Annotated in this window: 23 protein-coding genes and 1 riboswitch; of the genes, 11 read left to right on the top strand and 12 right to left on the bottom strand. The window is 67.8% G+C overall.

Annotation, left to right across the window (positions count from 1 at the left end; all coding sequences use genetic code 11):
• Nucleotides 1-41 precede the first annotated feature (41 nt).
• The 3 genes from AC1VV3_RS21635 to AC1VV3_RS21625 are packed head-to-tail and all read right to left on the bottom strand — an operon-like array spanning nucleotide 42 to nucleotide 2,289.
• A complete protein-coding gene (locus tag AC1VV3_RS21635; RefSeq protein WP_482962455.1) occupies nucleotides 42-1,439 on the bottom strand; it encodes a sensor histidine kinase in 1,398 nt (465 codons plus the stop codon).
• A 35-nt stretch (nucleotides 1,440-1,474) separates the two neighbouring features.
• A complete protein-coding gene (locus tag AC1VV3_RS21630) occupies nucleotides 1,475-2,140 on the bottom strand; it encodes a response regulator (protein WP_207913035.1) in 666 nt (221 codons plus the stop codon).
• The gene (locus tag AC1VV3_RS21625) at nucleotides 2,128-2,289 is read right to left on the bottom strand and encodes a hypothetical protein (RefSeq protein WP_482963177.1); all 162 of its coding nucleotides are present in this window, start codon (nucleotides 2,287-2,289) and stop codon (nucleotides 2,128-2,130) included. Before AC1VV3_RS21625 ends, AC1VV3_RS21630 begins: the two co-directional genes overlap by 13 nt.
• On the opposite strand from AC1VV3_RS21625, the gene AC1VV3_RS21620 reads away from it, so the two are divergent.
• From AC1VV3_RS21620 to AC1VV3_RS21595, 6 genes are all read left to right on the top strand, one after another.
• Complete coding sequence (locus tag AC1VV3_RS21620; protein WP_442045321.1) at nucleotides 2,276-3,406, top strand: ABC transporter substrate-binding protein; 1,131 nt, start codon at nucleotides 2,276-2,278, stop codon at nucleotides 3,404-3,406. The genes AC1VV3_RS21625 and AC1VV3_RS21620 overlap by 14 nt on opposite strands.
• A complete protein-coding gene (locus tag AC1VV3_RS21615) occupies nucleotides 3,403-4,896 on the top strand; it encodes an OprO/OprP family phosphate-selective porin (RefSeq protein ID WP_482962454.1) in 1,494 nt (497 codons plus the stop codon). Before AC1VV3_RS21620 ends, AC1VV3_RS21615 begins: the two co-directional genes overlap by 4 nt.
• 96 nt (nucleotides 4,897-4,992) lie before the next feature.
• On the top strand, nucleotides 4,993-6,372 hold the full coding sequence (locus tag AC1VV3_RS21610; protein ID WP_431568895.1) for a CitMHS family transporter: 1,380 nt from the start codon (nucleotides 4,993-4,995) through the stop codon (nucleotides 6,370-6,372).
• Between the two features lie 310 nt (nucleotides 6,373-6,682).
• Entirely contained in the window at nucleotides 6,683-7,726 is a 1,044-nt protein-coding gene (locus AC1VV3_RS21605; protein WP_134093424.1) for an AbrB family transcriptional regulator, read from the top strand.
• Nucleotides 7,723-8,802, top strand: coding sequence for an ATP-binding protein (locus AC1VV3_RS21600; protein WP_482962453.1), 1,080 nt, complete (start codon nucleotides 7,723-7,725; stop codon nucleotides 8,800-8,802). The genes AC1VV3_RS21605 and AC1VV3_RS21600 overlap by 4 nt, the downstream gene beginning before the upstream one ends.
• A 6-nt stretch (nucleotides 8,803-8,808) precedes the next feature.
• Entirely contained in the window at nucleotides 8,809-9,456 is a 648-nt protein-coding gene (locus AC1VV3_RS21595; protein WP_132267520.1) for a YjbE family putative metal transport protein, read from the top strand.
• Nucleotides 9,457-9,532: 76 nt separating this feature from the next.
• Here the strand turns inward: AC1VV3_RS21595 and epsC are convergent, their stop codons facing one another.
• On the bottom strand, nucleotides 9,533-10,597 hold the full coding sequence (gene epsC, locus AC1VV3_RS21590; RefSeq protein ID WP_482962452.1) for a serine O-acetyltransferase EpsC: 1,065 nt from the start codon (nucleotides 10,595-10,597) through the stop codon (nucleotides 9,533-9,535).
• A gap of 312 nt (nucleotides 10,598-10,909) precedes the next feature.
• A riboswitch (TPP riboswitch) is annotated at nucleotides 10,910-11,019 on the top strand.
• A gap of 104 nt (nucleotides 11,020-11,123) precedes the next feature.
• Here epsC and AC1VV3_RS21585 point away from each other — a divergent pair.
• The 3 genes from AC1VV3_RS21585 to pnuC are packed head-to-tail and all read left to right on the top strand — an operon-like array spanning nucleotide 11,124 to nucleotide 15,123.
• Nucleotides 11,124-13,379 (top strand): TonB-dependent receptor, encoded by a 2,256-nt coding sequence (locus tag AC1VV3_RS21585; protein ID WP_482963173.1) that lies wholly within the window; start codon nucleotides 11,124-11,126, stop codon nucleotides 13,377-13,379.
• Between the two features lie 2 nt (nucleotides 13,380-13,381).
• Nucleotides 13,382-14,563 carry a phosphotransferase enzyme family protein gene (locus AC1VV3_RS21580; RefSeq protein WP_482962451.1) on the top strand — a complete coding sequence of 394 codons (1,182 nt, stop codon included), beginning with the start codon at nucleotides 13,382-13,384 and terminating at the stop codon, nucleotides 14,561-14,563.
• Nucleotides 14,563-15,123: a nicotinamide riboside transporter PnuC gene (pnuC, locus tag AC1VV3_RS21575; protein WP_482962450.1), complete on the top strand. Its 561-nt coding sequence runs from the start codon at nucleotides 14,563-14,565 to the stop codon at nucleotides 15,121-15,123. Before AC1VV3_RS21580 ends, pnuC begins: the two co-directional genes overlap by 1 nt.
• Before the next feature lie 819 nt (nucleotides 15,124-15,942).
• Here the strand turns inward: pnuC and AC1VV3_RS21570 are convergent.
• The gene (locus AC1VV3_RS21570) at nucleotides 15,943-16,272 is read right to left on the bottom strand and encodes a hypothetical protein (protein ID WP_482962449.1); all 330 of its coding nucleotides are present in this window, start codon (nucleotides 16,270-16,272) and stop codon (nucleotides 15,943-15,945) included.
• A gap of 28 nt (nucleotides 16,273-16,300) precedes the next feature.
• Between AC1VV3_RS21570 and AC1VV3_RS21565 the strand changes: the two genes are divergently transcribed.
• Both AC1VV3_RS21565 and AC1VV3_RS21560 read left to right on the top strand, forming a co-directional pair.
• Nucleotides 16,301-16,681 (top strand): hypothetical protein, encoded by a 381-nt coding sequence (locus AC1VV3_RS21565; RefSeq protein WP_482962448.1) that lies wholly within the window; start codon nucleotides 16,301-16,303, stop codon nucleotides 16,679-16,681.
• A gap of 74 nt (nucleotides 16,682-16,755) precedes the next feature.
• Entirely contained in the window at nucleotides 16,756-17,115 is a 360-nt protein-coding gene (locus AC1VV3_RS21560) for a hypothetical protein (protein ID WP_482962447.1), read from the top strand.
• Here AC1VV3_RS21560 and AC1VV3_RS21555 read toward each other — a convergent pair.
• The 7 genes from AC1VV3_RS21555 to AC1VV3_RS21525 form a co-directional block, all read right to left on the bottom strand.
• Complete coding sequence (locus tag AC1VV3_RS21555) at nucleotides 17,112-17,468, bottom strand: hypothetical protein (protein WP_431568903.1); 357 nt, start codon at nucleotides 17,466-17,468, stop codon at nucleotides 17,112-17,114. The genes AC1VV3_RS21560 and AC1VV3_RS21555 overlap by 4 nt on opposite strands.
• A 20-nt stretch (nucleotides 17,469-17,488) precedes the next feature.
• A complete protein-coding gene (locus tag AC1VV3_RS21550) occupies nucleotides 17,489-17,779 on the bottom strand; it encodes a DUF3325 domain-containing protein (protein ID WP_482962446.1) in 291 nt (96 codons plus the stop codon).
• A complete protein-coding gene (locus AC1VV3_RS21545) occupies nucleotides 17,776-19,341 on the bottom strand; it encodes a PepSY-associated TM helix domain-containing protein (protein ID WP_482962445.1) in 1,566 nt (521 codons plus the stop codon). Before AC1VV3_RS21545 ends, AC1VV3_RS21550 begins: the two co-directional genes overlap by 4 nt.
• 142 nt (nucleotides 19,342-19,483) lie before the next feature.
• Nucleotides 19,484-22,000 (bottom strand): TonB-dependent siderophore receptor, encoded by a 2,517-nt coding sequence (locus AC1VV3_RS21540; RefSeq protein WP_431568906.1) that lies wholly within the window; start codon nucleotides 21,998-22,000, stop codon nucleotides 19,484-19,486.
• A gap of 174 nt (nucleotides 22,001-22,174) precedes the next feature.
• On the bottom strand, nucleotides 22,175-23,230 hold the full coding sequence (locus AC1VV3_RS21535) for a FecR family protein (protein WP_431568907.1): 1,056 nt from the start codon (nucleotides 23,228-23,230) through the stop codon (nucleotides 22,175-22,177).
• Between the two features lie 91 nt (nucleotides 23,231-23,321).
• Nucleotides 23,322-23,831, bottom strand: a complete 510-nt coding sequence (locus tag AC1VV3_RS21530; RefSeq protein ID WP_431568908.1) for an RNA polymerase sigma factor — start codon at nucleotides 23,829-23,831, stop codon at nucleotides 23,322-23,324.
• Complete coding sequence (locus AC1VV3_RS21525) at nucleotides 23,828-24,535, bottom strand: energy transducer TonB (RefSeq protein ID WP_431568909.1); 708 nt, start codon at nucleotides 24,533-24,535, stop codon at nucleotides 23,828-23,830. Before AC1VV3_RS21525 ends, AC1VV3_RS21530 begins: the two co-directional genes overlap by 4 nt.
• Between the last annotated feature and the right edge of the window lie 40 nt (nucleotides 24,536-24,575).

Below are 24,575 nucleotides of genomic sequence, written 5' to 3'. Positions count from 1 at the left end.
TTTTCGAAAAAATGTCCCGCCGGTCCAGCGGGATGCGGGTTTCAGGCGGGGAAGGTGACGATGACGCGCACGCCCGGTGCGGCATCTTCCAGCGCGAGATCAGCGCCCAGTCGCTCGGCGGAAGACTGCACGATGGCCAGCCCTAGGCCGCTGCCGGAAGGGCCGTTCTCGCCCTGGAGGCGGGCGAAACGCGACATGGCCTGCGCGCGCAGTTCGGCCGGGATGCCGGGGCCGTCGTCGCTGACGATCAGGTGCACGTTCGCTTCGTCCTTCCGCAAGGCGATGGTCACTTTGCCGCCCGGCCGATTGTAGCGGATGGCGTTGTCCACGAGGTTGGACAGCATCTCGTAGACCAGCGAACGATGGCCCTGGACGTGGAAGGCGGCGTCTTGCTCATCGTCGAGCAGGAGTTCGACATCGGCCTCGATGGCCTGGCGGATGCGGCGCGAAATCGTCCGGCGGCTCACTTCCACCAGGTCGACCTGTTCCAGCGGCGGCAGGGTGCCGGCCTCGTCCGCGCGGGCGAGGGTGAGCAACTGGGTGAGCAGGCGCTCCAGCCGGTCGGTCGCCTCGTCGATCTCGCGCAGGGCATCGTCGGAGCCGCGCCGGGCCAGCGCGACCTGGAGTTTCAGCACCGAAAGCGGCGTGCGCATCTGGTGCGAGGCATCGGCGGTGAAGCGGCGCGTGGCCGTGGTCGCATCGTCGAGCCGGGTCAGCAGGCGGTCGAACGAGCGCGAGAGGGGTTGCAGTTCGGCGGGCAGGGGGCCGGTCTGCAAGGGCGAGAGGTCGGGCGCGGCGCGGGTGTCGCGGGCCTCGATGGCGGCGCGCAGTTCGGCCAGCGGGCGCAGGCTCCAGCCCAGCGCCGGGCGGATCAGCGCCAGCGCCACGCCGACCAGCACCATTTCGCCGACCAGGAGCGCCGTCATCAACCGGCGGCGCAGGGCGTTCCGGTTGTCGAGCGTCTCGGCCACCTGCACCACCACCGGGCCGGCGACGCGCGGCAGGTCGCGCCGCACTTCGCCGATGCGGATGCGCTGGCCGCGATATTCGGCGTAGCGGAAGCGCGGTTCCTCGGTGGAGAGCGTGGCGATATCCGGCGCGGGCAGGTCGGCATAGCCGGTCAGCAGTTCGCGGCCCACGGCGATGCGGTAGTAGACATTGTCGCGCTCGGCGTTCTCCAGCATGCCGAAGGCGGCGGGCGGCAGGTCCAGCGTCACTTCGCCGCGCTCCACTTCGACCGTCTCGGCAATGGCGCCCAATGCGCCGCCGAGCACGCGGTCGTTGGTGCGGCGCACGACGTCGGAGATCAGCGCCCAGCCGAACAGGCCCAGCGCCAGCGCAGCGATCGCCAGCGGGCCGAGCATGGCGATGCCCAGCCGGAGCCGCAGCGAGACCGATCCCGCCCGGCCGCCTGCCCTGCCGCCCGGCTGCCCGCCCATCGGGCCGGTCTTCCCTGCCCTGTAGTCCCCGGGCTTCACGAACGGTCGAGCATGTAGCCGACGCCGCGCACGGTGCGGATCGCCGGGCCGTCCGGCGCGAGCTTGCTGCGCAGGCGCGTGACGTTGACCTCCAGCGCGTTGGAGCCGACCGGATCGTCGAATCCGAAGACTTCGGCCTGCAAGGTCTCGCGCGAGACGATCTGCCCGGCGCGGGCTGCCAGCGCTTCCAGCACGGCCCATTCGCGGCGGCGCAGCTCGATCGGGCGGGTCCCCACTTCGACGCGCCCGGTGGAGCGGTTGATGGTCATGGCCCCGATCCGCATTTCCGGCGCCGCGTCTCCGCCGCGCCGACGGCCGAGCGCACGGACGCGGGCTTCCAGTTCCTCCACGTCGAAGGGCTTGCGCAGATAGTCGTCGGCGCCGAGGTCCAGCCCGCGCACGCGGTCGTCCAGACCGTCGCGGGCGGTGAGCATCAGCACCTGCACCCGGTCGCCCCGCGCGCGCAGCCGGGCCAGGACTTCGAAACCGTCGATGTCGGGCAGGCCGACGTCCAGGATCACCAGCGAATAGGGCTCCGTCGCGGCCACCGACAGCGCGTCCTCGCCATTGGCGACATGGTCGATCGCGTGACCTGCCGCGCGCAGCAGCGAGACCACCCCGCGCGCGAGCTGCGCGTCATCCTCGACGATCAGGATGCGCACGAGGACATCCCGATCTGCGGTTTTTCGTCAGCCGGGCTGTGAAAGTTTTCATGAAAGGTGGGTGACAGCTTCGGATCGTAGGGCATGACCAGCAGCTTATCCGACATGAGACCCGGAAAGCGAGAGGATACGGGAATGCGCAGCTTCATCACGGTTTTGACACTTGCAGCGATGGTCGCATTTCCCGCGATGACGGCGCCTGCCGATGCGCAGCGCCAGAGTGGGCAGGTCCAGGGCGGGCGGGTCCAGCGGCCGGCGGGCTATCCGCGCTCTTATGACGGTCTCATCGCCGATGCCCGCGCCGAGGGCACCGTGCGCATCTATGCCAATGCGGACAAGGCCGAGATGGTGCCTGTCGTCGCGGCCTTCCGCCGCGCCTATCCGGGCATCCAGGTGCTTTACGCCGATCTCGGATCGGCCGAACTCTATCGCCGCTACACCGCGGAAACGCGGGCGAAGCAGTATTCCGCCGACATCGTCTGGTCCTCGGCGATGGACCAGCAGATCAAGCTCATCAACGACGGCTATGCGCAGCAGTACGCCAGCCCCGAGAAGCCTGCCCTGCCGGCCACGGCCGTGTGGAAGAACATGGGCTTCGGCGTCACCGCCGAGCCGATCGGCATGGCCTATAACAAGAAGCTGGTCCCCGCGGCGCTGGTGCCGCAGAGCCACCAGCAGCTCGAACAGCTCCTGCGCCATCGCCGCTCCGCTTTCACGGGCAAAGTGGCGACGTTCGATCCGGCGCGCTCGAACGTGGGCTATCTCTACCTCTCGCAGGACTTCCAGATCACCCGCGACACCCGCAGCCTGGCGGAGGCGATCGCGGCGACGCGCCCGGTGCTGGCCACGCATACCGAGGAAATGCTGCAGGGCGTCGCTTCGGGCAAGCTGGCCATCGCCTACAACGTGATCGGGTCCTACGCGCTGGAACGGGCGCGGCGCGATCCGAACATCGGCGTGATCTTCCCGCACGACTACACCATCGTCACCTCGCGCATCGCCTTCATCGCGCGCGAGGCGCGCCATCCGGCGGCCGCGCGGCTGTTCCTGGACTTTCTTCTCTCCCGCGCCGGGCAGTCCCAGCTCGCCCGGCACAGCCTCTGGCCGGTGCGCACCGACGTGCCTGCTTCCCACCGCCTTCCTGCCGGCCAGGCCCGCCCCGTGCGCGTCGGCCCGCAGCTTCTCGTCAATCTCGATCGCCTGACCCGCGCGCGCTTCCTGCGCGACTGGAACGCGATCCTCGCCTCCGGACACAAGACTCCATGAAGATGTTTGCATCGGGCACCGCGCTCGTCGCCCTGATCGCGGCGACCCCGGCGCTGGCCCAGGAACCGAGCAAGGAAGACCTTGCCGAACTGGTGCGCGCGCAGGCCGCCGAAATCGCCTCGCTGCGCCAGCGGGTGGAGAAGCTGGAAGCGGGGGCCACGCCCGCTCCCGCGATGGCCGCCGCTCCGCAAGCGGCCGCGGCGCCTGCTCCCGAACCTGCCCCGCCCGAGCCCGCCCCGCAAGTCGTGGTGACGCAGCCTTATGCCCCGCAGCTCGTTCCGCCGGGACCGGCCGAGCGCGATGTCGAGCGCGTGCGCGCCGCCGCCGTCTCGGCCTCGGGCGTCAGCACCGAATGGGGCGCGGGCCTGCCGGTGTTCCACTCGGCGGACGGCATGTTCAGCTTCAAGCCGCGCGGGCGCATCATCACCGATGTCAGCACCACCACCGGATCGAAATACAGCGGCCGCAACCTCACCACCACCGGCATGCGCGCGCTGCGCATGGGCCTGGAAGGCACGGTGGGCACGCACTTCTTCTACCAGTTCGAGAGCGATTTCTCGGAGAACGAGGTGGACGTCGTCACCGCCTTCATGGGCTGGCGCAACCGCATCGCGCCGGGCATGGACTATGACGTGCGCGTCGGCCACTTGTTCAACGACCGCAGCTTCGAAGGCTCCACGGGTTCGGACTCGACCCCTTTCACCGAGCGCTCGGTGGTCGCCACCGCGATCATCCCGCAGCGCGCCTTCTACGGCCTCGGCATCATGCCGCGCCTGTTCTGGAAGACTGGCCACGCCTCGCTGACCGTGACCGGCGACCGTATCGACGGCGACCAGAGCACGTCCGACAACCGCACCGTGCTCGCCCGCGCGCACTGGAATCCGCTGAAGTCCGACCGCCAGGTGCTGCACCTCGGCGTGTGGGGCTTCGACGAGATGCTCCACCCCGGCAAGAACACGCTGACCCGCAACACCGTGATCGGCGGCCGCTTCAACGGCGCGCTCAGGCTTTCCACCGGCACGCTGATCGGCGGCACCGGCACCACCGGCTACGGCGTGGAACTGGGCGGCTATTCCGGCCCGCTGTGGATCATGGGCGAAGCGGGCGAGCGCCATGCACGCCTCGACAACGGCCGCCCCGATTTCGTCACCCGCGCCTGGAGCGTTTCGGGCGGCTGGTTCCTCACCGGGGATCTTCCTCCCTACAACCCGCGCCTCGGCAGCTTCGGCCAGCCCAAGGTGCTGCGCCCGGTCTTCGAAGGCGGCCCCGGCGCGATCGAACTGACCGCGCGCTACGAGAATCTCGAATTCGACGACATCGTCACGCCCGCCCAGGGCTGGGCGGCGACGCTGGGCGTGAACTGGTATCTCAACAGCTTCACGCGCTTCCAGCTCAACGCGATCCACTGGAACACCCAGAACACTGCCGGTGCCTATACCGGCAAGGACGATGGACAGACCCTGACGGCACGCGTCGGCGTCACGTTCTGATCATGCGGCACCGGCCCCAAGTTGGATTCAGGCGCCCCCACCCGACCTCCCATCCAGGGTACACTGCTTTGGAAGGTCGGGTGGGGGCGTGGGCCGGTGCCGCACCGAAAATGCCCCTCGGGGCATTTTCCAGACAGCTCCCTTCACATCCATGACAGACATTCGGGGACAATCATGAGTCTCGCCCTTATCGGCTTCCTGATGGTGGCCACTTTCATGACGCTCATCATGACCAAGCGGATGACTCCGCTGGTCGCGCTGATCGTCGTGCCTACGCTGTTCGCACTGCTCGCCGGGTTCCACTCGGGGCTGGGCGACATGATGATCGAGGGCCTGACCAAGCTGGCGCCCACCGGCGTCATGCTGCTCTTCGCGATCCTGTTCTTCAGCACGATGACCGACACCGGCCTGTTCGACCCGTTGGTGGGCCGCCTGATCCGGCTGGTGCACGGCGATCCGATGCTGATCCTGATCGGCTCGGTGGTGCTTTGCGCGCTCGTCAGCCTCGATGGCGACGGATCGACGACCTACATCATCACGATGGCCGCCATGCTGCCGCTCTACAAGCGCTACGACATGAACCGGCTCTACCTCGTCTGCCTGCTGATGGTGACGAGCGGGGTGATGAACCTCACCCCCTGGGGCGGGCCGACCGCGCGCGCCGCCAGCGCGCTGAAGCTCGATCCCTCGACGCTGTTCGTGCCGCTGATCCCCGGCATGGTCGCGGGCCTGGCCTTCCTGGTGCTGCTGGCGATCCACTTCGGCCGCAAGGAACGCCGCCGCATCGGCCGCGTTCACGCCGCGACACCGCAGGAACTGGCCGACTTCGCGGTTTCGCAGTGGCCCGAGGCGCGCCGTCCGAAGATGATCTGGTTCAACGCCGCGCTCGTCGTGGCGCTGCTGGTCCTGCTGGTCTGGGGCGTGCTGCCGCTGCCGATCCTGATGATGCTGGCCTTCGCCATCTCGATGATCGCCAACTATCCCCATGTGAAGGAGCAGAAGGAGCGCATCGCCGCCCATGCCGGCAACGTGCTGGCGGTGGTCTCGCTGATCTTCGCGGCGGGCATCTTCACCGGCATCCTTTCGGGCACCGGCATGGTCGAGGCGATGAGCCGCGAGGTCGTGAACTTCATCCCGCCCTTCCTCGGCCCCTACATGGCGCCGATCACCGCGCTCATCAGCCTGCCGGGCACGTTCTTCATCTCGAACGACGCCTTCTACTTCGGCATGCTGCCCATCCTGGCCGAAGCCGGCGCGCACTACGGCGTGGAGCCCATGGCCATCGCCCGCGCCTCGCTGATGGGCCAGCCGGTCCACCTGCTCAGCCCGCTGGTGCCTTCCACTTACCTGCTGGTCAGCCTTGCGGGCGTGGACCTGGCCGACCACCAGCGCTTCACCCTGGTCCCGGCAGCGCTGTGCTGCCTGGTCATGACGGTGGTGGGCATGCTGGTGCTGGCGTTCCCGTTCGTGGGGTAACAGTGTTGCACCAGCCTCGGTTTCGTCATTGCGGTGCTGCTCGTCACTGCGAGGGTAGCCCGCCCCCGCGTCATTGCGAGGGTAGCCTCCTCTCTCGTCATTGCGAGGGTAGCCCCCTCTCTCGTCATTGCGAGCGTAGCGAAGCAATCCAGGGCGGCGCCGCACCGCTCTGGATTGCCGCGCCCCTGCGGGGCTCGCAATGACGAAGGATGGGACGAGAGCAAGGCCGAGGCCGAGGCTGGGGGCGGAAACGGAAACGGAAACGGAAACGAAGCCGAAGACCAGCCCGGGGCCGATCACCATTACGGTCATGATCCTGCGCTTTCTTGCCGCGCTCGCGCTGGGCGCGGCGGGGGGCGCGCTGTTCTGGGCGGTGGGCGCGCCGCTGCCCTGGGTGCTTGGCGCGATGATCGCCTGCGCGGCGGGCAGTATCGCCCGCCTGCCGATAGCCGCCTCTTCCGCCACCCGCCGCCCGATGTCGGCGGTGATCGGCGTGGTGCTGGGCAGCGCCTTCCATCCCGGCCTGCTCGCACAGGCGGCGGAGTGGATCGTGCCCATCGCGCTGCTGCCGCTGTTTCTTGCCAGCGCCGCGTTCCTCTGCGTCATCTATTTCCGCCGCGTCGCCCGCTTCGACCCGCCGACCGCCTATTTCGCCGGAATGCCCGGCGGCATTGCCGAAATGGTGCTGATGGGCTCCGAACGCGGCGCGGACGAGCGCATGGTCGGCCTGATCCACGGGGCGCGGATCTTCCTGGTGGTCTTCATCCTGCCCTTCCTGATCCGGGCTTTCGAGGCGGACGTCCATGCGCCCCCGTTCGTGACCGCGCTTGCCGCACCGGTGACGACGGAAGCGACCGGCTGGCCGCTGCTGTTCTGGGGCCTTGGCTGCGCGGTCGTCGGCAGCCTCCTCGGCCGGACCTTGCGCCTGCCGGCATGGCACCTGATGGGGCCGCTTTTCGTCAGCGCGCTGGTGCACCTGACCGGCCTTTCCGATTTCCACATCCCCGCCTGGGCCGTCGCCGCCGCGCAAGTCGGCCTTGGCGCGACCATCGGCTGCCGGTTCGTCGGCCTCGACCTGGCGACATTGGCGCGCACCCTGCTGCTCGCGGCCGGATCGACGGCGATCCTGCTTGTCATAACCTTCGGCTGGGCCTTTGCGATCGGCTGGGCTACGGGGCTCAACCCGGCGCTCGTCGCGTTGGCCTATTCACCCGGCGGGGTCGCGGAAATGAGCATGGTCGCCCTCAGCCTCTCGCTGGAGGCGGGCTTCGTCATCGTCCACCACCTCGTGCGCGTGATGCTGGTCATCGTCGGCGCGCCGCTTTCCTTCCGCATCATGGGAGCCCCCCGATGACCCCAGTGCCCGACCCCCGCGAACAGACCATCGCCATCCTCTACCAGGCGCTCGAACCGCCGGTGATCGACGGCGCGCGCAAGGAAGCCAAGCCCGGCGGCTATTCGGACAGCGGGGCGGACATCGGCGTGGCGCTCCTCGCCGCCGGGTGTACCCTGGCGACACCAGTGGCAGACCCCGACCCTACCCGCGTGTTCGACTGGGTCTGGCCCGATACCGAGGAAGGCATCGCCGCCGCGCTGAACGCAGGGGCGACGCTGCTATGGGCCAATACCGTGGTCTTCGCCGGCCACCCCATCGAGGCGGCCAGCCACAAGGCGTGGGTCGTCGGGCCGGACCCCCGCGCCATGCAGGAGATCGACGACAAGGCCGCCACCAATGCCCGGCTGCTCGACGCGGGCCTGCCTGTCGCGCGGTCCTGGCTGGTCGATGGCGCCGGCGATCTCGATGCCCAGCTCGCGCCTTTCGCGCAGGCCGTGCCGATCGTGGTGAAGCCCTTGCGCGGACGCGGCAGCCAGGGCGTGGGCGTGGCGCGGACGCGTGAGGAACTGGCGCAGCAGGTTCGCGAACTGGCGGAAAGCCGCCGCTTCGGCGCGGCGATCATGCTGGAGCAGTTCCTGCCCGGCCAGGAAATCACCATCACCGTCATGCCCGCCGCCTGTCGCGCCGGCGAGACGGCACCTTTTGCGCTTCCCCCGGTGCGCCGCTTCAACCAGATCGGCGATGTGGCGCCCTATAACGGTGACGTGCCCGTCAGCCGTAACAGCGCCGCGATGACGCCCGAGGAATGCGCCGATCCCGCCATCGCCGCGGTCACGGCGGCCTGCGAAAAGGCCGCTGCGCTCCTCGAAATCCGTGCGACCATGCGGATCGACTGCCGGGCGGATGCCCAGGGCGCCTATTTCCTTTTCGACGTCAACGCCAAGCCCAACCTGACCGGGGCCGGCAGGCGCGGGCGCGAGGACGAAGACAGCCTTTCCACCATTGCCGCCGCCGCCTGCGGCTGGACCTATCCGGACTTTCTCCTAGCTGCCGCTCGCGGCGCCTGGAGGAGCCCCCAAGACCAACAGGGATAATACCACATGACCGACCTGTGGCAGCACATCGTTGCCGATTTCTCCAACCTCGGCTCGCCCACGGCGCTGGCCGCCTTCGGGCAAGTCGTGCTGATCGACGTGATGCTGGCGGCTGACAATGCCATCGTCGTCGGCGCCCTTGCCGCCGGACTTCCCGCGGCCATGCGCCGCAAGGTGATCCTGATCGGCGTGCTTGCCGCGCTGGTCCTGCGCATCGCCTTCGCGCTTGTCGTCACTCAGCTGATGCAGCTTGTCGGCCTGGTCTTCGCCGGCGGCCTGCTGCTGGTCTGGGTGGCGTGGAAGATGTGGCGCGAACTGCGCGAGGACGCGGGCGGAGAGGGCGATCCCGTCGCCAGCGCCGCGCCGCGTTCCTTCGCGGCGGCGGCCTGGGCCGTGGCCGTGGCCGACATCAGCATGAGCCTCGACAACGTGCTGGCCGTGGCCGGTGCCGCGCGCGACCATCCCGGCATACTGGCCATCGGCCTGATCCTCTCGGTGGCCCTGATGGGTCTTGCCGCCAACCTGCTGGCGCGCGTGATCGAGCGCTATCGCTGGATCGCCTACGTCGGCCTGCTCGTGATCCTCTGGGTCGCCGGCAAGATGATCTGGGAAGGCCTGGTAGACCCCTCGCGCGGGTTGCTGGTGCTGTTCTGACAATGAGCTTCGGGACCGCGGTGCATCCTGCGCCGCGGTCCCGGGCTTCCCATGCGCGCCCGCCGTCGAGGGCCGCTCAGTTGAGCGGCGTGGGCGGCGGCACCGCGTTGCCGGTCTGCCCGTTCGTTACCAGGGCCCGCGCCTGTGATACCCGACTATACGGCGGTACGCTGTGCGTCAGCCAGACATTGCCGCCGATCTCCGAGCCCCTGCCGATCGTCACGCGCCCCAGGATCGTGGCGGCAGCGTAGATCACCACGTCGTCCTCGACGATGGGGTGGCGCGGCAGCGCGCGGACCAGCGCGCCCGAACTCTCCGTCGTGAAGTCCTTCGCGCCCAGGGTGACGCCCTGGTAGAGCCGGACATTGTCCCCCACGATCGCCGTCTCTCCCACGACCACGCCGGTGCCGTGATCGATGAAGAAGCCGCGCCCGATCCGGGCGGCGGGGTGGATGTCGATGCCGGTGGCGCCATGGGCGATTTCCGAGAGGATACGCGCCACCAGCGGCGCACCCAGCCCGTGAAGGGCATGGGCCAGCCGGTGGTGGATGATCGCCAGCAGGCCGGGATAGCAGATCAGCACTTCGTCCAGGCTGCGCGCGGCCGGATCGCCGCGAAAGGCGGCATCGATGTCGAGGTCCAGCAGGCGGCGGATATCCGGCAGGCGGCGCGAGAATTCCAGCACCAGCGCGTCGGCGCGCTGCTCCACGGCCTGCCGCGCCTCCTTTGCGGCATAGAGCAGTTCCAGCCGGACTTGCGCCTGCAACCGGCTGAGCGCGATCTGCAGGGACTGGGTGACGAAAGTCGCTTCATTGTGACGCCGCACGAAGTCCGGGCCGAGCCGCAGCGGGAACAGCGCCCCGCAGAGTTCCTCCGCCACTTTCGCCAGCCGCATGCGCGAAGGGAAGCCCTCCGCCCCGTGCTCGGCATGCTGGCGGCCTTCCGCGCGCCGGTTGCGGCGGATTTCGGAGAGTTCGCCGGCAATGTCCTCGACATTCCAGAAGTCGTCATCGGGGGTGGCGGCGCCGTCCGCCGCCTGCCCATCGACCGCCGCTTGAGGTCCGCCGCTCGTGGCCAGGGAGAGCGCGCCGCCGGGACGGGAATCGGCGGCGCTCGTGTCGCCGGAATTCGGGGAAGCCATCGTTTTCACCTCGTTGCTGAGGGATCACGACGCTTGGCGTTGTCGCCCCAGCATCGCGCGCTTTAGCGGTTGGTAACGCGGAGCAAGCTGCATCCCGATCAAATGCCGCGGGTCGACAAAGTGCGATGACGGGTATCGCCGACCGGACGCCCGTGTTCCGGTTATTCGGGCAGAGCGCGCCGCCGTCAAGCAAGCGCGGGCCGTCCGGCGATAGAAAATCTGGCCGGTGCGAAACGCGAAGTTGCGCCGCGCACCGCGGGGGCGCTGCCATGCGATTGGCCCTTCCCACGGCGCCTTTCAGCGCCTAGAGGCGGCTCATCCCCGGGGGGCCGCTGACGCGCGGCTGAGAGGTGGTCAGCAGACCACGACCCGCTGAACCTGATCCGGTTGGTACCGGCGTAGGGAGGGCTGGCGGCAGAACCGTTGTCCCTCCGATTGGAGTGGACGCGACGCAATGAATACCCTTTCCCGCTGCATGGGCCATGCCATGCTGACTCTCCCGGCCCTGTTCCTCGCGCCTTCCGCCATGGCGGAAACCGAAGCGGATGCGCGCGACGACGCCGCGCCCGACAGCATCGAAGTGATCGGCCACCCCGATCCCGAGGGCCTGCTGCCCGACCAGACCGCGCCCAAGGCCGTCAGCGCGATCTCCACCGACTTCATCGTCAAGCAGGCACCCACGCTCAATGCCTTCCAGCTGGTCAATCTCCTGCCCGGCGCCAATGTCTCCTCCAGCGACCCTTACGGCCTCTCCACCAGTTCCAGCCTGACCCTGCGCGGCCTGGGGCAGGACCAGATCGGCGTGCTGATGGAAGGCGCGCCGCAGAACGACATCGGCTATTTCTACGCCTATCCCTCCCAGTTCGCCGATGCCGAGAACGTGCGGCAGATCACACTGGCGCAGGGCGCGGTGGACATCGACGCGCCGGTCGTGGCCGCCGCCGGAGGGCTGCTTTCGCTCTCGCTCGACGATCCCCGGCCGGAGATGGGCGGCCTGGTCAATCTCTCGGTCGGGTCCTACGACCAGCGCCGCGCCTTCCTGCGCTTCGATACCGGCACGATCGGCAAGACCGGCCTCAAGGCCTTCGTTTCCTATTCGAACAACCGCGCGGACAACTGGCGCGGCGCGGGCTACGACCAGCGCCAGCATGTCGATGCCAAGCTGCTGGGCGAATGGGGCGATGGCAACCGCGCCAGCCTGTCGCTCTCGTTCAACGAGGCCAAGACTTCCGCTTATCCCAGCCCCACCATGGCCGACTGGCAGTCCGCCGGACGCGGTTTCAACCACGATGAGCGCTACGATCCGACGGGCGCCTCGGGCAGCCTGGGAGGGACGAACTACTGGCGCCTCTACCGCGCGCCGTTCCGCAACTTCTATGCCGCCGCCCCGGTGCACCTGAAGCTGAACGACCGGCTGACGTTCGACAGCAGCGCCTATCTCCAGCTCGGCCACGGCAATGCGCCCTACGGCACGCAGCTCAGCGAAACCGGCAATTTCCTGGGCACCGAGGAACTGGCCCAGCCGATCACCCTGCCGGGCGCCGTGGACGGCGTGGCCACCGTGCTCGGCAACTGGACGGGCAAGCAGTTCCGCGTGGGCGATGTGAGCAAGCTGACTTTCGAGGCCGGCGCGCACCGGATCACCGCCGGGCTGTGGTTCGATTACGGCACGGACCGCGTCACCCAGTCCTACACCTCGATCGATGCCCAAGGCCACCCGTTCGACCAGTGGGGCTACCAGGACGAGGCGATCCGCACTGCCGACGGCCGCCTGCTCGCTTACGAGAACGCCCGGACCGAGACGGTCACCAAGGCTTTCTTCCTGGCCGACAGCATCACCGTGACCCCGCGCCTCGTCGTCGATCTGGGCTTCAAGGGCGTAGACGTGCTGCGCAATGGCCGCAATTATCTGCCGGGGCCGCAGCAGACCGTGCGCACGGACAGCTTCGCCGCGCTGCCCCGCGCGGCCCTGCACTATACCCTGACCGACCGGCAGCAGCTGTTCGCCAATATCACCACCAGCTTCCGCACGCCCAACGAGTTCGCGCTCTACAACAGCTACTATGGCGGCGAGATCGTGGGCGCGGGCACGACGAGCCTCAAGAACGAGTACTCGGTCTCGCAGGAACTGGGCTATCGCTACATCGGCCCCAGCCTGTCCTTCTCGCTGACGGCCTTCCACTACCACTTCCGCAACCGGCAGGTGGCCACGGTGGTGAACAGCGGCGGCGCCCTGGTGAATTCCACCGTCAACGGCGGCAGCCAGACCTCCTACGGGCTGGACGGCGAGATCGACTATCGCCCGGCCAAGGGTGTCAGCGTCTATCTCTCGGGCGAATATCTGCACGCGCGCCTCGATGACGACCTGCCGGTCGGCGGCGATTTCCTGCCTACCAAGGGCAAGCACGCGGTTTCCAGCCCCAGCTTCCAGTTCGCCATGGGCAGCACGTACGACGATGGCCGCCTGTTCGGCAGCACCGCGCTGAAATACGTGGGCCGCCAGTACGCCACGTTCATGAACGACGAGAGTATCAAGGGCTACGCCACGCTCGACCTCTCGGTGGGCGTGCACCTGGCCGGGCTGGTCGATGCGCAGCGCATGGACTTGCGGCTCAACGCGATCAACGTGACCAACCCGCATGTGCTGTCCGGCGTCTATGCCGTCAGCACCAATGCGCAGGACACGGTGGGCCGTGGCGGCACGGTCATTTCGGGCGCGGCGCCGGCCTATTACGTGGGAAGCGGCCGCGCCTTCGTGGCAACGCTGAGCCGCGCCTTCTGATCGTGAGCGGCGCGGCGCCTCATCTCGTCCACGGCATGGGCACGGCGCTGGAAGCCCCGGCCTGGCCCGCCATCACGCCGGATGAGGCGGAAATGGTGCTTGCGCATTTCCCGCTCGCTGGGCGCGCTGCCGCGCTGCGCTGGCATTCGCCGCGACCCTTTTCGGCCGCCGCCCTGGTCGAGACGGAACGCGGGGCGTTCTTTCTCAAGCGCCACCATCGCCGGGTCCGTTCGCCCGCCGCCCTGGCTGAGGAACATACCTTTATCGCCCACTTGCGCGGCGCAGGACTGGCCGTGCCGCAAGTCGTCGCCGCGCAAGTGGGAAGCAGGCAGGATGGGAGCGGGCAGGATGGACTGGGGCACGACGGGGCCGGCATCGTTTCGCAAGGCGAGTGGACCTACGAGCTTCTCCGAAGGGCGGAGGGGATCGATCTCTACCGCGATCGCCAGTCCTGGACGCCCTTCCTCGCCGCGGGCCATGCCCGCGAGGCGGGCGCTGCGCTGGCGCGCCTGCATCTGGCAGCGCGCGACTTCGGCGCGGCTCCGCGGGGCAAGCATCCGCTCGTCGCCAGCCTCACCATCCTGCCGGCCTCGGACCCGCTTGCGGCGGCCGAAGCCTATGTCTCCGCCCGCCCGGCGCTGGCCGGCTACCTGGCCGACAAGCCCTGGCGCGGCGCGCTGGCGCGGCTTTTCGCGGCGCAGGCAGGCGGGCTCTCCGCGCGGCTGGCGGAGCAACCGTCGCTGTGGACGCACAACGACTGGCATCCCTCCAACCTGCTCTGGTCTGCCGATGGCCGTGTAAGCAGCGTCATCGACTTCGGGTTGGCGACGCGGACTTGCGCGCTGCACGATCTCGCCACCGCGATCGAGCGGACGGCGGTGGCTTGGCTGGAGCCCCGGGGCGGTGATTTCACGGCGGATGCGCAGGCCGCCCAGGCGCTCCTTGCGGGATACCATGCGGTACTTCCCCTGAGCCGAACCGATGTGGAGACGCTCACCCGGCTCCTGCCGCTGGTACACATCGAGTTCGCCTTGTCCGAGGCCGACTATTTCGCCGGCATCCTGAACGACCGCGCGCAGGCGGACATGGCATGGCAGGACTATCTGCTCGGTCATGCCGAATGGTTTCTTTCCGCCGCCGGGCAGGCCTTCCTTCGGGCGATCGAGCGGGGGGTGGCAGCGTGATGTCGGCGCTGGAAATCACGGCGGTCGCGGTCAGCTTCCTGGGCATCTGGCTTACGGCGCGGCGGCAACTGTTGTGCTGGCCGGTCAGCCTCATGGCCTGCGCGCTCTATTTCAAGCTGTTCCTCGACGTGCGGCTCTATTCCGACATGGTGCTGCAGGCGCTGTTCGGAATCGCCATCGTTTATGGCTGGACCGTGTGGGCGCGCGGCAAGGACGATGCCGGAGAGGTGATCGTCAGCCCGCTGCCGCCGGGCCGGGCGCTGATCGGGCTGGCGGCCGGCGCCATGGGGGCCATCGCCATAGGTTGGTTCACCAGCCGTTTCACCAATGCCGCGCTGCCCTGGATGGATGCGGGGCTGAGCAGCTTCAGCCTGGTGGCACAGTATTGGACCGCCCGGCGCCACGCGGCCAGCTGGCTGCTCTGGATCCTGGTGGACATGCTCTACGTCGGCATGTTCGTTTTCAAGGAATTGTGGCTGACGGCCGGCCTCTATGCGGCGATGGTGGGACTGGCAGTTCTGGGCTATCGGCGCTGGCAGCAGGCGCGCAGCCTGTACTGACCCCGCGTATTGCGGCCAGAATGCCGCTATTCCAGGCCTTGAAGCGCGGACGAGGTTCCCGATCATCGAACGCGCCTGGTTGGCACGGTCCGGCGCGCGAGCATGCGCGGCCTTACCAGATCCCGCCCCGGCAAGGCGCTCGATCTGAAGCTCCACCCGGCAAGCGGCGCGGCTGCAGGACGGCTCACGCATCGGCATAGGGTTGCTTCATACCGTTGGTCTCCGGGGAGCCGGGATGGCATTCTGGCCCGTGCGCCATTGTCGCTGGCCTTGGCGGCGGGGCATCGCCTCCGCCTTCGCCTTTCTCTTCGGATAAGGCCAAGACGCTGCGGTAATGGCCGATGGTCTGCGTTATCCAGTCCTCCGGCGTGTTGCAAAGCGCAAGATATCCCGCGTGTCCATGGCCCGCCGCATTCTCGGCGATCAGCGCGGTGGTTGATCACGGCGCGCACGCCCGAACCGATGGCTTCGAGTGCGACGAAGCCCGAATGGCTGTGCCCAGCGGCTCGGCATGACCGCCAGGCGCGCCGTGGAAACCGCCTGCGCCATGCCGTGACGGTCCTGCCGCCCCAGGAGAACCGCCTTGGGATTCAGCCGCTGGACGATATCCCGCTCGCTGCCCTCGCCCGCGAACGTGATCGGAATACCCGCCCGGGCGGCAGCGCTCGCTGCCAGGTCCGCCCAGCCCTTGCGGGGCGGCGCCGACGGGTGGCAGCTCGGTCGTGGGCGTCACGCCGCAGCCTGCCAACAGGGCGCTCAAGACCAGCACGAGCGATCGTTTTACCATGAAATCTCCTGGAAAGAATGGCACGGCCATCGTCAGGCCACGCGTTCAACAGAGCGACGCAGTGCGTCCCGCGCTTGCAACATGCCGCGATCGAATACGTCCGGCGCAAAGCGGCGGGCGTTACTCATGGCGGTTTCGGGCCGGAAGGAAGGCAGCCAGCCTTCCAGTCTGCGAATGGCATCGCACAGGGAATCGACGCTCTGTTCGCGGTAGAACAGTCCGGTTTCTCCATCGACGATGGAGTCGGTCACCCCGCCTCGCCCGAAAATCGACCGGATGCGTTGAAAGCCGCGCCGGTGGCTGGGTGCCGACAATCCGAGCAAGGGCCGGAAAACGGAGAGCGAGCGCGTGAATGCGATCAACGATGGCGAGCATCTCAGCGTGGCTGTCGTGGTGGCCAGCCTTGGCCGGCCGCAACTCGTGGCGCAGATGCACCAGCTCATGCTGGAGCAATCCTGCCCGCGCGATGTGCTGGTGTTTTCGGTCGTTGGCGAAGGAGACATTCCCGAAGGCTATGATGGCCGGCAGGATCTGCACGTTCTTTGTGGGAGCAAGGGGCTCTGCGCCCAGCGGAACCGCGCGCTGGATTGGCTGGCCGCAGACTATGATCTCATCGTTTTTTACGATGACGATTTCGTGCCCTCGAGGAACAGTGTCGATCGGATCAAGCGGTTCTTTGCCGCTCATCCGGAAGTCGTGGGGGCGACGGGCAATGTCATTCGCGATGGCATAAAGGGCCCGGCATATCCTTCGAACTGGCAAGGGACCTGATCGCCGGGCACGAGAAGAAAGACTTCAGCCCCAATTGCATCGTCACCAGCCTTGAGGGGCTTTACGGTTGCAACATGGTCTATCGCGCCTCGGCCATTGGGTCATGCCGGTTCGACGAGCGGCTGCGGCTTTACGGCTGGCAGGAAGACGTCGACTTCGCTGCCCCGCTGTCGTCGCGGGGGCGGATCGTCAAGACTTTTGCCTTTTCCGGGGTGCATCAGGCCGTGAAATATGGCCGTACTTCGGGCGTCCGGCTGGGCTATTCGCAAGTCGTCAATCCGCTCTATCTGGTGCGCAACGTGCTGGCCAATCATCTCAAGACCTTCAAGCACGAACCGTGGATTGACCGTGCCGGACGCATGAAGGGTAACTGGATCGCCTTCCGCGACCTGATGCTCGGCAGACTGATGCCGGAGAGGATCGAGGCGCTCTAGAGGAGGGGCTGGGCAGCCGGCATCAGCAGCCGGGCAAGAAGCATCAGCGGCAGGGCTGCCGCGGTCAGGCCGAGCCAGGCGCGCAGGGCGCTTTTCGCGTGGAACACGGTCATGGCCACGACGGCGAAGAGGGCGTAGCTCCCCAGGGTGGCGGCCGTGACCGCTTCCGCCCGGTTCATGCCGAACGCTGCCAGAATGAGGGAGAGGGCAACCGTGGCGAGGGCGGTGACGCCATAGGCGCCCAGCGTTCCTGCCAGCGTTCGCGCCGCTACCGACCAGCGGTAGCGGGCGGCTTCGCCGGGCATGAGCAAGCGGGCGCCGGATAGGGAAAGACGGGAAGGAGCCTTGGGCATGACGGGGTCCTTCGGTTCCATTATTGGCGCCACCGGGCAAGGATGCGCTCGCGATTGGTCTGGGCGGTGAGGGTGATGGCGGCGCCGGCCGAGAGCCATCCGCACCAGGCGACAGTGCCGTAGCCCCAGCCCAGGCCTTGCCCTGCCAGGGCGAAGCCGGCCGCGAGCAGGGCCAGTCCGCCCAGTTTCAGCAGACGGCTCGTACCTGGCGGCAACTTGCGTCGCAGCCAGTCCTGTTGATGGCGCGGCATCGCCATGAGCAGGAGCGCGAAGCCTGCCAGTGAAAGGAGCGCCGTGGCGAGATGGATCATGCGGCGGCCTCCACAGGGGGGCGCTGCTTGCGCCCCGGTGCCGAACGGGGCTTGTGGCTAGCGACCTTCCGGGCCGTGAAGGCGAAGCCTGCGGCCAGGGCCAGCATGGCCAAGTCGAAGGCCGCGAAAGTCCAGTCTGCGCTGGGCAGGCTCTGGAGCAGCCCGCGCGCGGTCGTCATTTGGTTGAGCAGTGGCACGGCGGCGAAAAGCGCGGCGCAGGCGGCCAGCGTTTCGACCCACGCCCGCTTGGCCAGACGGGAAAACGCCCAGACCAGGGAGCCGCCCCAGGCGATGAACAACGCGTTGACTTCCCAGTCAGCGCGGTGGGCCATGGCTTGCGGCAGCAGCCGGTTGGCGATGAAATAGGCGGCGATACCGAGCGGGGCACCGGCGATGAAACCGATGTTCAGTCGCTCGACCAGTCGGAAACCGAAGTGGGGGCGGGCGGGGTCGGGCAACTTGGCGCGCCGCTTGACGCACCACAGGCAGAGGCCGGTCGCGGCCATGGCGGTGCCGCCGAGCCCGGAAAGGAAGTAGAGCCAGCGCAGGCCGTAGCCGGCGAACCAGGCGGTGTGTAGGTCCACCATCACGCGGTGGGTCGCCGTGGCGCCGCCGGGCGCGGCGCGGGTGGAGGGCAGGACCCTGCCGCTCGCGCCGTCGAGGTAGAGTGTGTCGAGGCGGTCGTTTTTCCAGTCTTCGCGGCGGGCGTAGAGGGAGGCCGTGGCGGCGGCGTCTCCGGGGTTGTCGATGCCGACGTAGCTGGGCACGGCGCCGCGCCACTCCCGGCCTGCCGCGGCGACCATCTGTGCGAGCGGGACCGTAGCTGCAGGCATGCCGCTGGCTTCGCGTTCGGGACTGGAGGCAAAGACGCTGCGGTAGAATTCCTGCCGGTCCGGGAAGTTGGCGGAGATTGCCCGGGGCATCAGCGTGAACAGCAGGGTCGCAAGGCCGGTATACGTGATCATCAGATGGAACGGCAGGACCAGCACGGCCGTGGCGTTGTGCGCGTCCAGCCAGCTGCGCTGCCCCTTGCCGAAGCGCATCATGAAGAAGTCAGTGAAGATCTTCTTGTGCGTCACCACGCCGGAAAGAATCGCGACCAGCATGGCGAGCGCTGCCACGCAGACGAGATAGCGCGCCCAACTGACCGGCATGTAGTGGAGATCGAAATGGAAGCGGTAGAGGAAGAAACCGCCCTTTGTCTCGCGAAGCTGGATCTCCTGGCCGGTTTCGGGGTCCAGAACCAGGGACGTCCGATCGTGCCGGTCGGCACCCGGCATCCGCCACGAAAGAATGAGGCCGCTGCCACCGCGGGGCGAGGGCATGGAAACGGACCAGCTCTTCGCGCCCGCCCCCCGCGCCCGCAGCGCCGCATCTGCCGAGGCCAGGGCGCGCGGCGTCACTTGCGTGCCGGACGAGAGTTCGGGGCGCATCCAGGCGTCGATCTCGTTCTGGAAGAACGCTGCCGTCCCGAACACGAAGATGACGTAGAGCACCCATCCGGGAACGAGCCCCACCCAGGTGTGCAGCCATGCCATCGATTGGCGCAAGCCCTGCTTCATGACGGTATCACTCTTGTTTCGTCCCCGATTGCAGCGCGTCGCGGCCTGCAGCCGGTCGCGGGGAATGGGAATTGGCGCAATGCACGCAGGCGCCGGAGCGCGCCTGCGTGCATTGCTTTTCAGCGGATTTCCGGAAGGAGGGTCAGAACCCGAACTTCATCGAGAACGCCACGTTGCGCGGGATGCCGAGCTGGCTGGTGGTGATCCAGTAGTTCTTGTCGGTTAGGTTGGTGGCGCTGAGATCGAAGCGCACGGCGTGGCCGTCGATGCGCGTGGCGTAGTGCAGGCCAAGGTCGAAGACCGTGTTGCCCTGAATCTCCTGAAGATTGGCGGGGTCCTTGTACATCTTACCCGAGTGATAGGCACCGGCGCTGACGGAAAGGCCGGGAACCACGGGGATGGCGTAGTCGAGGTAGATCTTGGCCAGCATGTCGCTTACCCCGGTGGGGCGCTTGCCGGCGAGAGCGGCATTGGTAGCTTTCTTCACCGCAAGGTCCATGATCGATCCGCCCACCAGGACGGACAGGTTGCCGGTGACATGGCCGGTCGCGGTCAGCTCGATGCCCTTGTGCACCTGCAAGCCGTCTTGGTTGATGGTGATCTTGCCGTCCGAAGACCGGTCCTCGTAGGAATTGGCCTTTTCGATCCGGTAGATCGCGGCGGTGATCAGCAGCGCATCGATCGGCGCATATTTGGCGCCAAGCTCGACCTGTTTGGAGATGAACGGCTTCAGAATCTGCCCGGGATTGTTGTAGAGCGTGGCATCGTCGGGAACGGTCGATCCCTGTTCCAGGCCCTGCATGTAACTGGCGTAAGTCGTCACGCGCGGGACCGGCTTGAACACCAGCGAGACGGTCGGCGTATAGGCGGTCTTGTCGTAGCCCGACGAAACAGCGCCCGTGGCCGTGTAGTTCTTCGAGACCAGCGTGGTGCGGTTCACGCCGACCAGCGCGCCGAACTGTTCGGTGAACTGGATGTCGTCGCCAAGGACCACATTGGTGTTCTTCGAGAAAGCTGACCGATAGAGAGCGCCCCAATCGTATGTATTGAGCGCATCGGGCATGGCCCAGGTCATGAGATCGTTGGGATCGGTGTAGGCCGGGGACTGCACCGCGCTGACGGAGCTGACGACATGCCGCTTCACGCGCAGCACGTCTCCCGAGACGCCCAGGGTCAGACGGTGCCGGATGCCGCCGGTATGGAATTCGCTGTCGAGATAGGCATAGGCGCCCTGCGCGATGTTGTAGGAGGGCGCGCTGCGCGAGGGCCAGCCGTTCACGAAGCCGGAATCCGCGAAGAAGGCAGGATAGATGTTGAGCGATTCCTGGGCGTCGCGCTTGTAGATGTAAGCGGTTCTCAGGCTGAAGGTATCGTCGATCTTCCACTTGGCGTTGACGCCGATCCGGTCGGTCTTGACCTGGAGAAAGGTCCAGGGCGGCGTGTAGGTCTGGTCGTTTTCGAGCGGGTCGATCCAGTAGTTCAGCGCGCCGTAGCTGCTGTTCGCATAGGCGTAGAAGCGGGAATCGATGCCGTCGATGCGGTAGTAGGTATGCGCGCCCTCGACCTGGACGAGGAGGTTTGGAGTGACGTTCCAGTCCACTGCCCCGCTGATCAGCGTCCGCGCGATGTTCTGGTTCTTCTTGGCGGTTTCGCCGTCCTGATAGGCGACGTTCAGCCGATAGGCGAGCACGCCGTCCGCGTCGATCCGGTTGCCCATGTCGAGGTGCGCGAAGAACTGCTCGTTGCCGTAATTGCCCAGGGTCACGTCCATGGTGCGGCTGTAGGTGGGGCGCTTGAGGACATAGTTGGTGACGCCGCCCGGATTGCCCGCGCCGTACATGAAGCCGGACAGGCCGTTCATGATCTCGACCTGCTGCAATTCCTCCATCGAGATGCCGGTAAGGGTGGAGGAGAGGCGCAGCCCGTCGACCACGCCCTTCTGGGAATCGAAGCCGCGGATCGTGACGTAAGGCGTGCCGTAGACCGTGGAGGGCGCCGAGTTCTGGACCACCGGGTTCATCTTGAACATCTGGTCCATGCTGGAAGCGACGACGTTCTCGATCAGGTCGCTCGACGTGACGTTGATCGAATAGGGCGTGTCGACGATGGCCTTGCCGCCCCAGGGACCGGTGCTGGCGGCGACGTCGATCTGCTGGTTGTGGCCAGTGACGAGGATCGGCGAGTTGCGTCCGGCGCGTTCGTCCTCGTCATAGTCCGCGGCATTCCCTTCGTCCGTGCCGGCCGCCAGGGCAGTGGCGGCGCGGCCTTCGACTTCCAGGGTGTCGAGCGTCATCGCGCCGGTCGTGGCGCGGCCGATGGTGACGGCATCGGCGCCCGTCGTGCGCGGGACCAGGCCGGTGTTCGAGAGCAGCCGGGCCAGGGCGTCGCGCCAGGGCATCTGGCCGGCGAGCCCGGAACTGGTGCGGCCCTGCGTCAGCGCGGCATCGTAGTTGAGCTGCAAGCCGCTCTGTTCGGCAAAACGGTTCAGGGCATCGCTCAGCGTTCCGGCGGGAATTGCATAGGCATGCGTCTCTCCGGAAGCCTGCGCCGCTGCGGGTGCTGCGAACAGCGTGGCGCCGCTCGTCATTGCCGTACCCGCAAGCAAAGCCGCGGCCATCAGGCGCGCGCCATCGCGGCGATTCCCCATCTTAGCGATCATTGAACGTGTTCCCTCACTGCTCGTTTCGAGGCGTGCATTATGCTGTTGCGACGCATTCTCAGAATCAAGACGGAGTTGGGAGGAAAATGACGACCAGGGCGGCGAAATTTTTTCTGCCCGGTCGCGCTGAGTCAGGAGCGCCCTGGTCCAGCCCAGCCGGACCCGATCCGCGCCTCAGCGATGAAGCACGATCAGGCGGCTGGACAGGCGGAACGAGGCAAGGCCCAAGCTTCGCTCGATGCTGTCGATCGCGGCGAGCGGGTGGTCGAGGTCGTAGACGCCGCTTACCCGCATCGTGGCGGCGGGGCCGGTTACGCCGATGTAGCCGTGCCGATAGCGCGCGATTTCCGACAAGACTTCTCCCAGCGGCCGGTCGACCACCACCAGCCGCCCGCGTGTCCAGGCGGTGGCGCCGCTGCCGGCCGGTTCGACCGGGCCGAGCCGGTCCGCCGCGAAATCGGCGCGCTGCCCTTCGCCGACGACGTGCGAGCGGCCTTGCCCGGCCACCCGGACCCGGTGCTCGGTCACGACGATTTCGGCGTACTTGCCGCTTTCGCGTATGGCGAAGACCGTGCCGAGCGCGGTGGCGCGGCCGCCCGCTGCCGCCACGGTGAAGGGCCGGGCGCGGTCCGGTGCGACCCGGAACTCGGCCGCGCCAGCCAGGAGCCGAACGCCGCGCCGGGCGGAGGAAAAGTCCAGAGCAATGGCCGAGCCGCTGTCGAGTTCGACGGTCGAACCATCTTCGAGCGCGACGGTTTTCCGCTCGCCGATAGCGGTGGCATAGTCCGCCTGCAGCCACGTCGCCCAGTCCTGCACCGTGCCCAGCACGACCAGCGCGAGCGAAGCGGCCAGGGCAGCGCCTCTGCGGATGGCATGTTTGCGCGGGCGAGGCGCTGTACTCCGGCCGCGTGCTGCCCAGCGCTTATGGGGGCGCTGGCGCGGAGAGGGCAGGGCGGATTGCGGTGGCGCCCGTTCCAGATTCTCCGCTGCCGGCCGCGGCGCCTCCCGTTCGGTCGGCATCGCCGGTTCGCCGTCCAGGATGCCCCAAAGCACTTCCATCCGCTCGAAAGCCCGCCGATGCGCGGGCTCGGCGCGCCAGGCGTCGAAAGCGCGAATCTCTTCGGGCGAGAGGTCGCCCCCGTCGCGGCGCACGATCCAGTCGGCCGCCGTCTCGGCAAGGGAGCGCGGAATCGCGGGGTTCTCGGCAGGAGTTGCCGGGGTCTCGTTCACGGCAGGGTCCCTTTCGCGAGCGGCTTCGATTCCCATGACGCAGCCGGCGGGCAAAACACGACATCGCACCCCGTTCTTTTCGGGTTTCGCATCATCCTGCCTCGTCGATTTCGCCAAGACGCGCGGCCAGCACGAGCAGGGCGTGGCGAAGCTGTTTCTCCACCGCGCCGCGGGTAATGCCGAAGCGGGCAGCGATCTCCGCCTGATCGAGACCATCGAACTTGCGCAAGGCAAATATCTCGCGGCAACGGGGCGGCAGGTCCTCCACGAGTTCCAACACCAGCCGCAGCCGGTCCTGCGCCAGGGCGTGGCGTTCGGGCGAGGGGGTATCGTCCGCCACGACCGCGCCGGCCTCCTCGCCGGCCAGCCAGGGCATCCATTTCCGCCGGTCGCGCGCGCGGTCGTTCACCAGATTGCGGGCCACGCGGTAGAGGAAGGCGCGCGGATTCTCGACCGTGCCGGCGCGCAGCGAGGGAATGGCCCGCGCCCAGGTTTCCTGCACGATGTCGGCGGCGGCGGGCGGCGAGTCGACCAGCGAGCCGACATAGGCCGCCAGCGACTTGTGATAGTGGTCGAAGATTCGCGCGTCCGTGCCGCTCATGGCGCCGATGCCGTGGCCGTGCGGGGCGGCGTCCGGTTCTCGATCAGGAAGGACACCGGCATGGTGATGGCCAGTTCGTCCGGCAGGGCATCGGGGATCGCGGGGAAGGGGGCGGCACGCCTGACGATCTCGGCCGCCGCGCGGTCGAGTTCGGCGCGGCCGGTGCCGGAGACGAGAGTGGCATCGAGCAGGCGCCCGCTGCGTTCGATGCGGAAGAGAACGGCGCCATCGCCCTGCCATCCGGCGCGAAGCGCGGCATCGGGATAGCGGCGGCTCTCCTCCAGCCGGGCCATGATCGCCCGGCGATAGGCCTGCGTGACTTGCGCCAGATCCGTGTCGCGTCCGCCCTGTTCGCCCGCCGGAGCGGCCTCGCCCGGATCCTGCGACAGGGCAGCGGCGGGCGCCGTGCGCGGGTGATCGGCCTTCACCGGCAGCAGGGCCGCCTTCTCCGGCCTTTCCGCCGCGCCGGAGCGGAGCCTGTCATGCGGCAGGTCCTGCGCGCGCAGCGTGAAAGTGGGCAGCGTGGCCGGGACCGTGCGGTCCTGACGGCCTGCGTTCTGCCAGGAGAGCGCCACCGCCGCCACGGCCACGGCGACCAGATGCAGCGCCCCGGTCACGCCCAATGCCACGACCCGCACCGAGCGGGTATTTCCCCGAGGCGCGGAAGTAGCGTGGAACGCGGGGTCAGGACGCGGCGCGGTCATGCTTCGGCCCTGTATAATATTGCGAATGGTTTGCAACAAA

This window comes from Novosphingobium sp. BL-S-34, from assembly GCF_056857015.1.
This window is presented reverse-complemented; position numbering and strand designations above follow the sequence as displayed.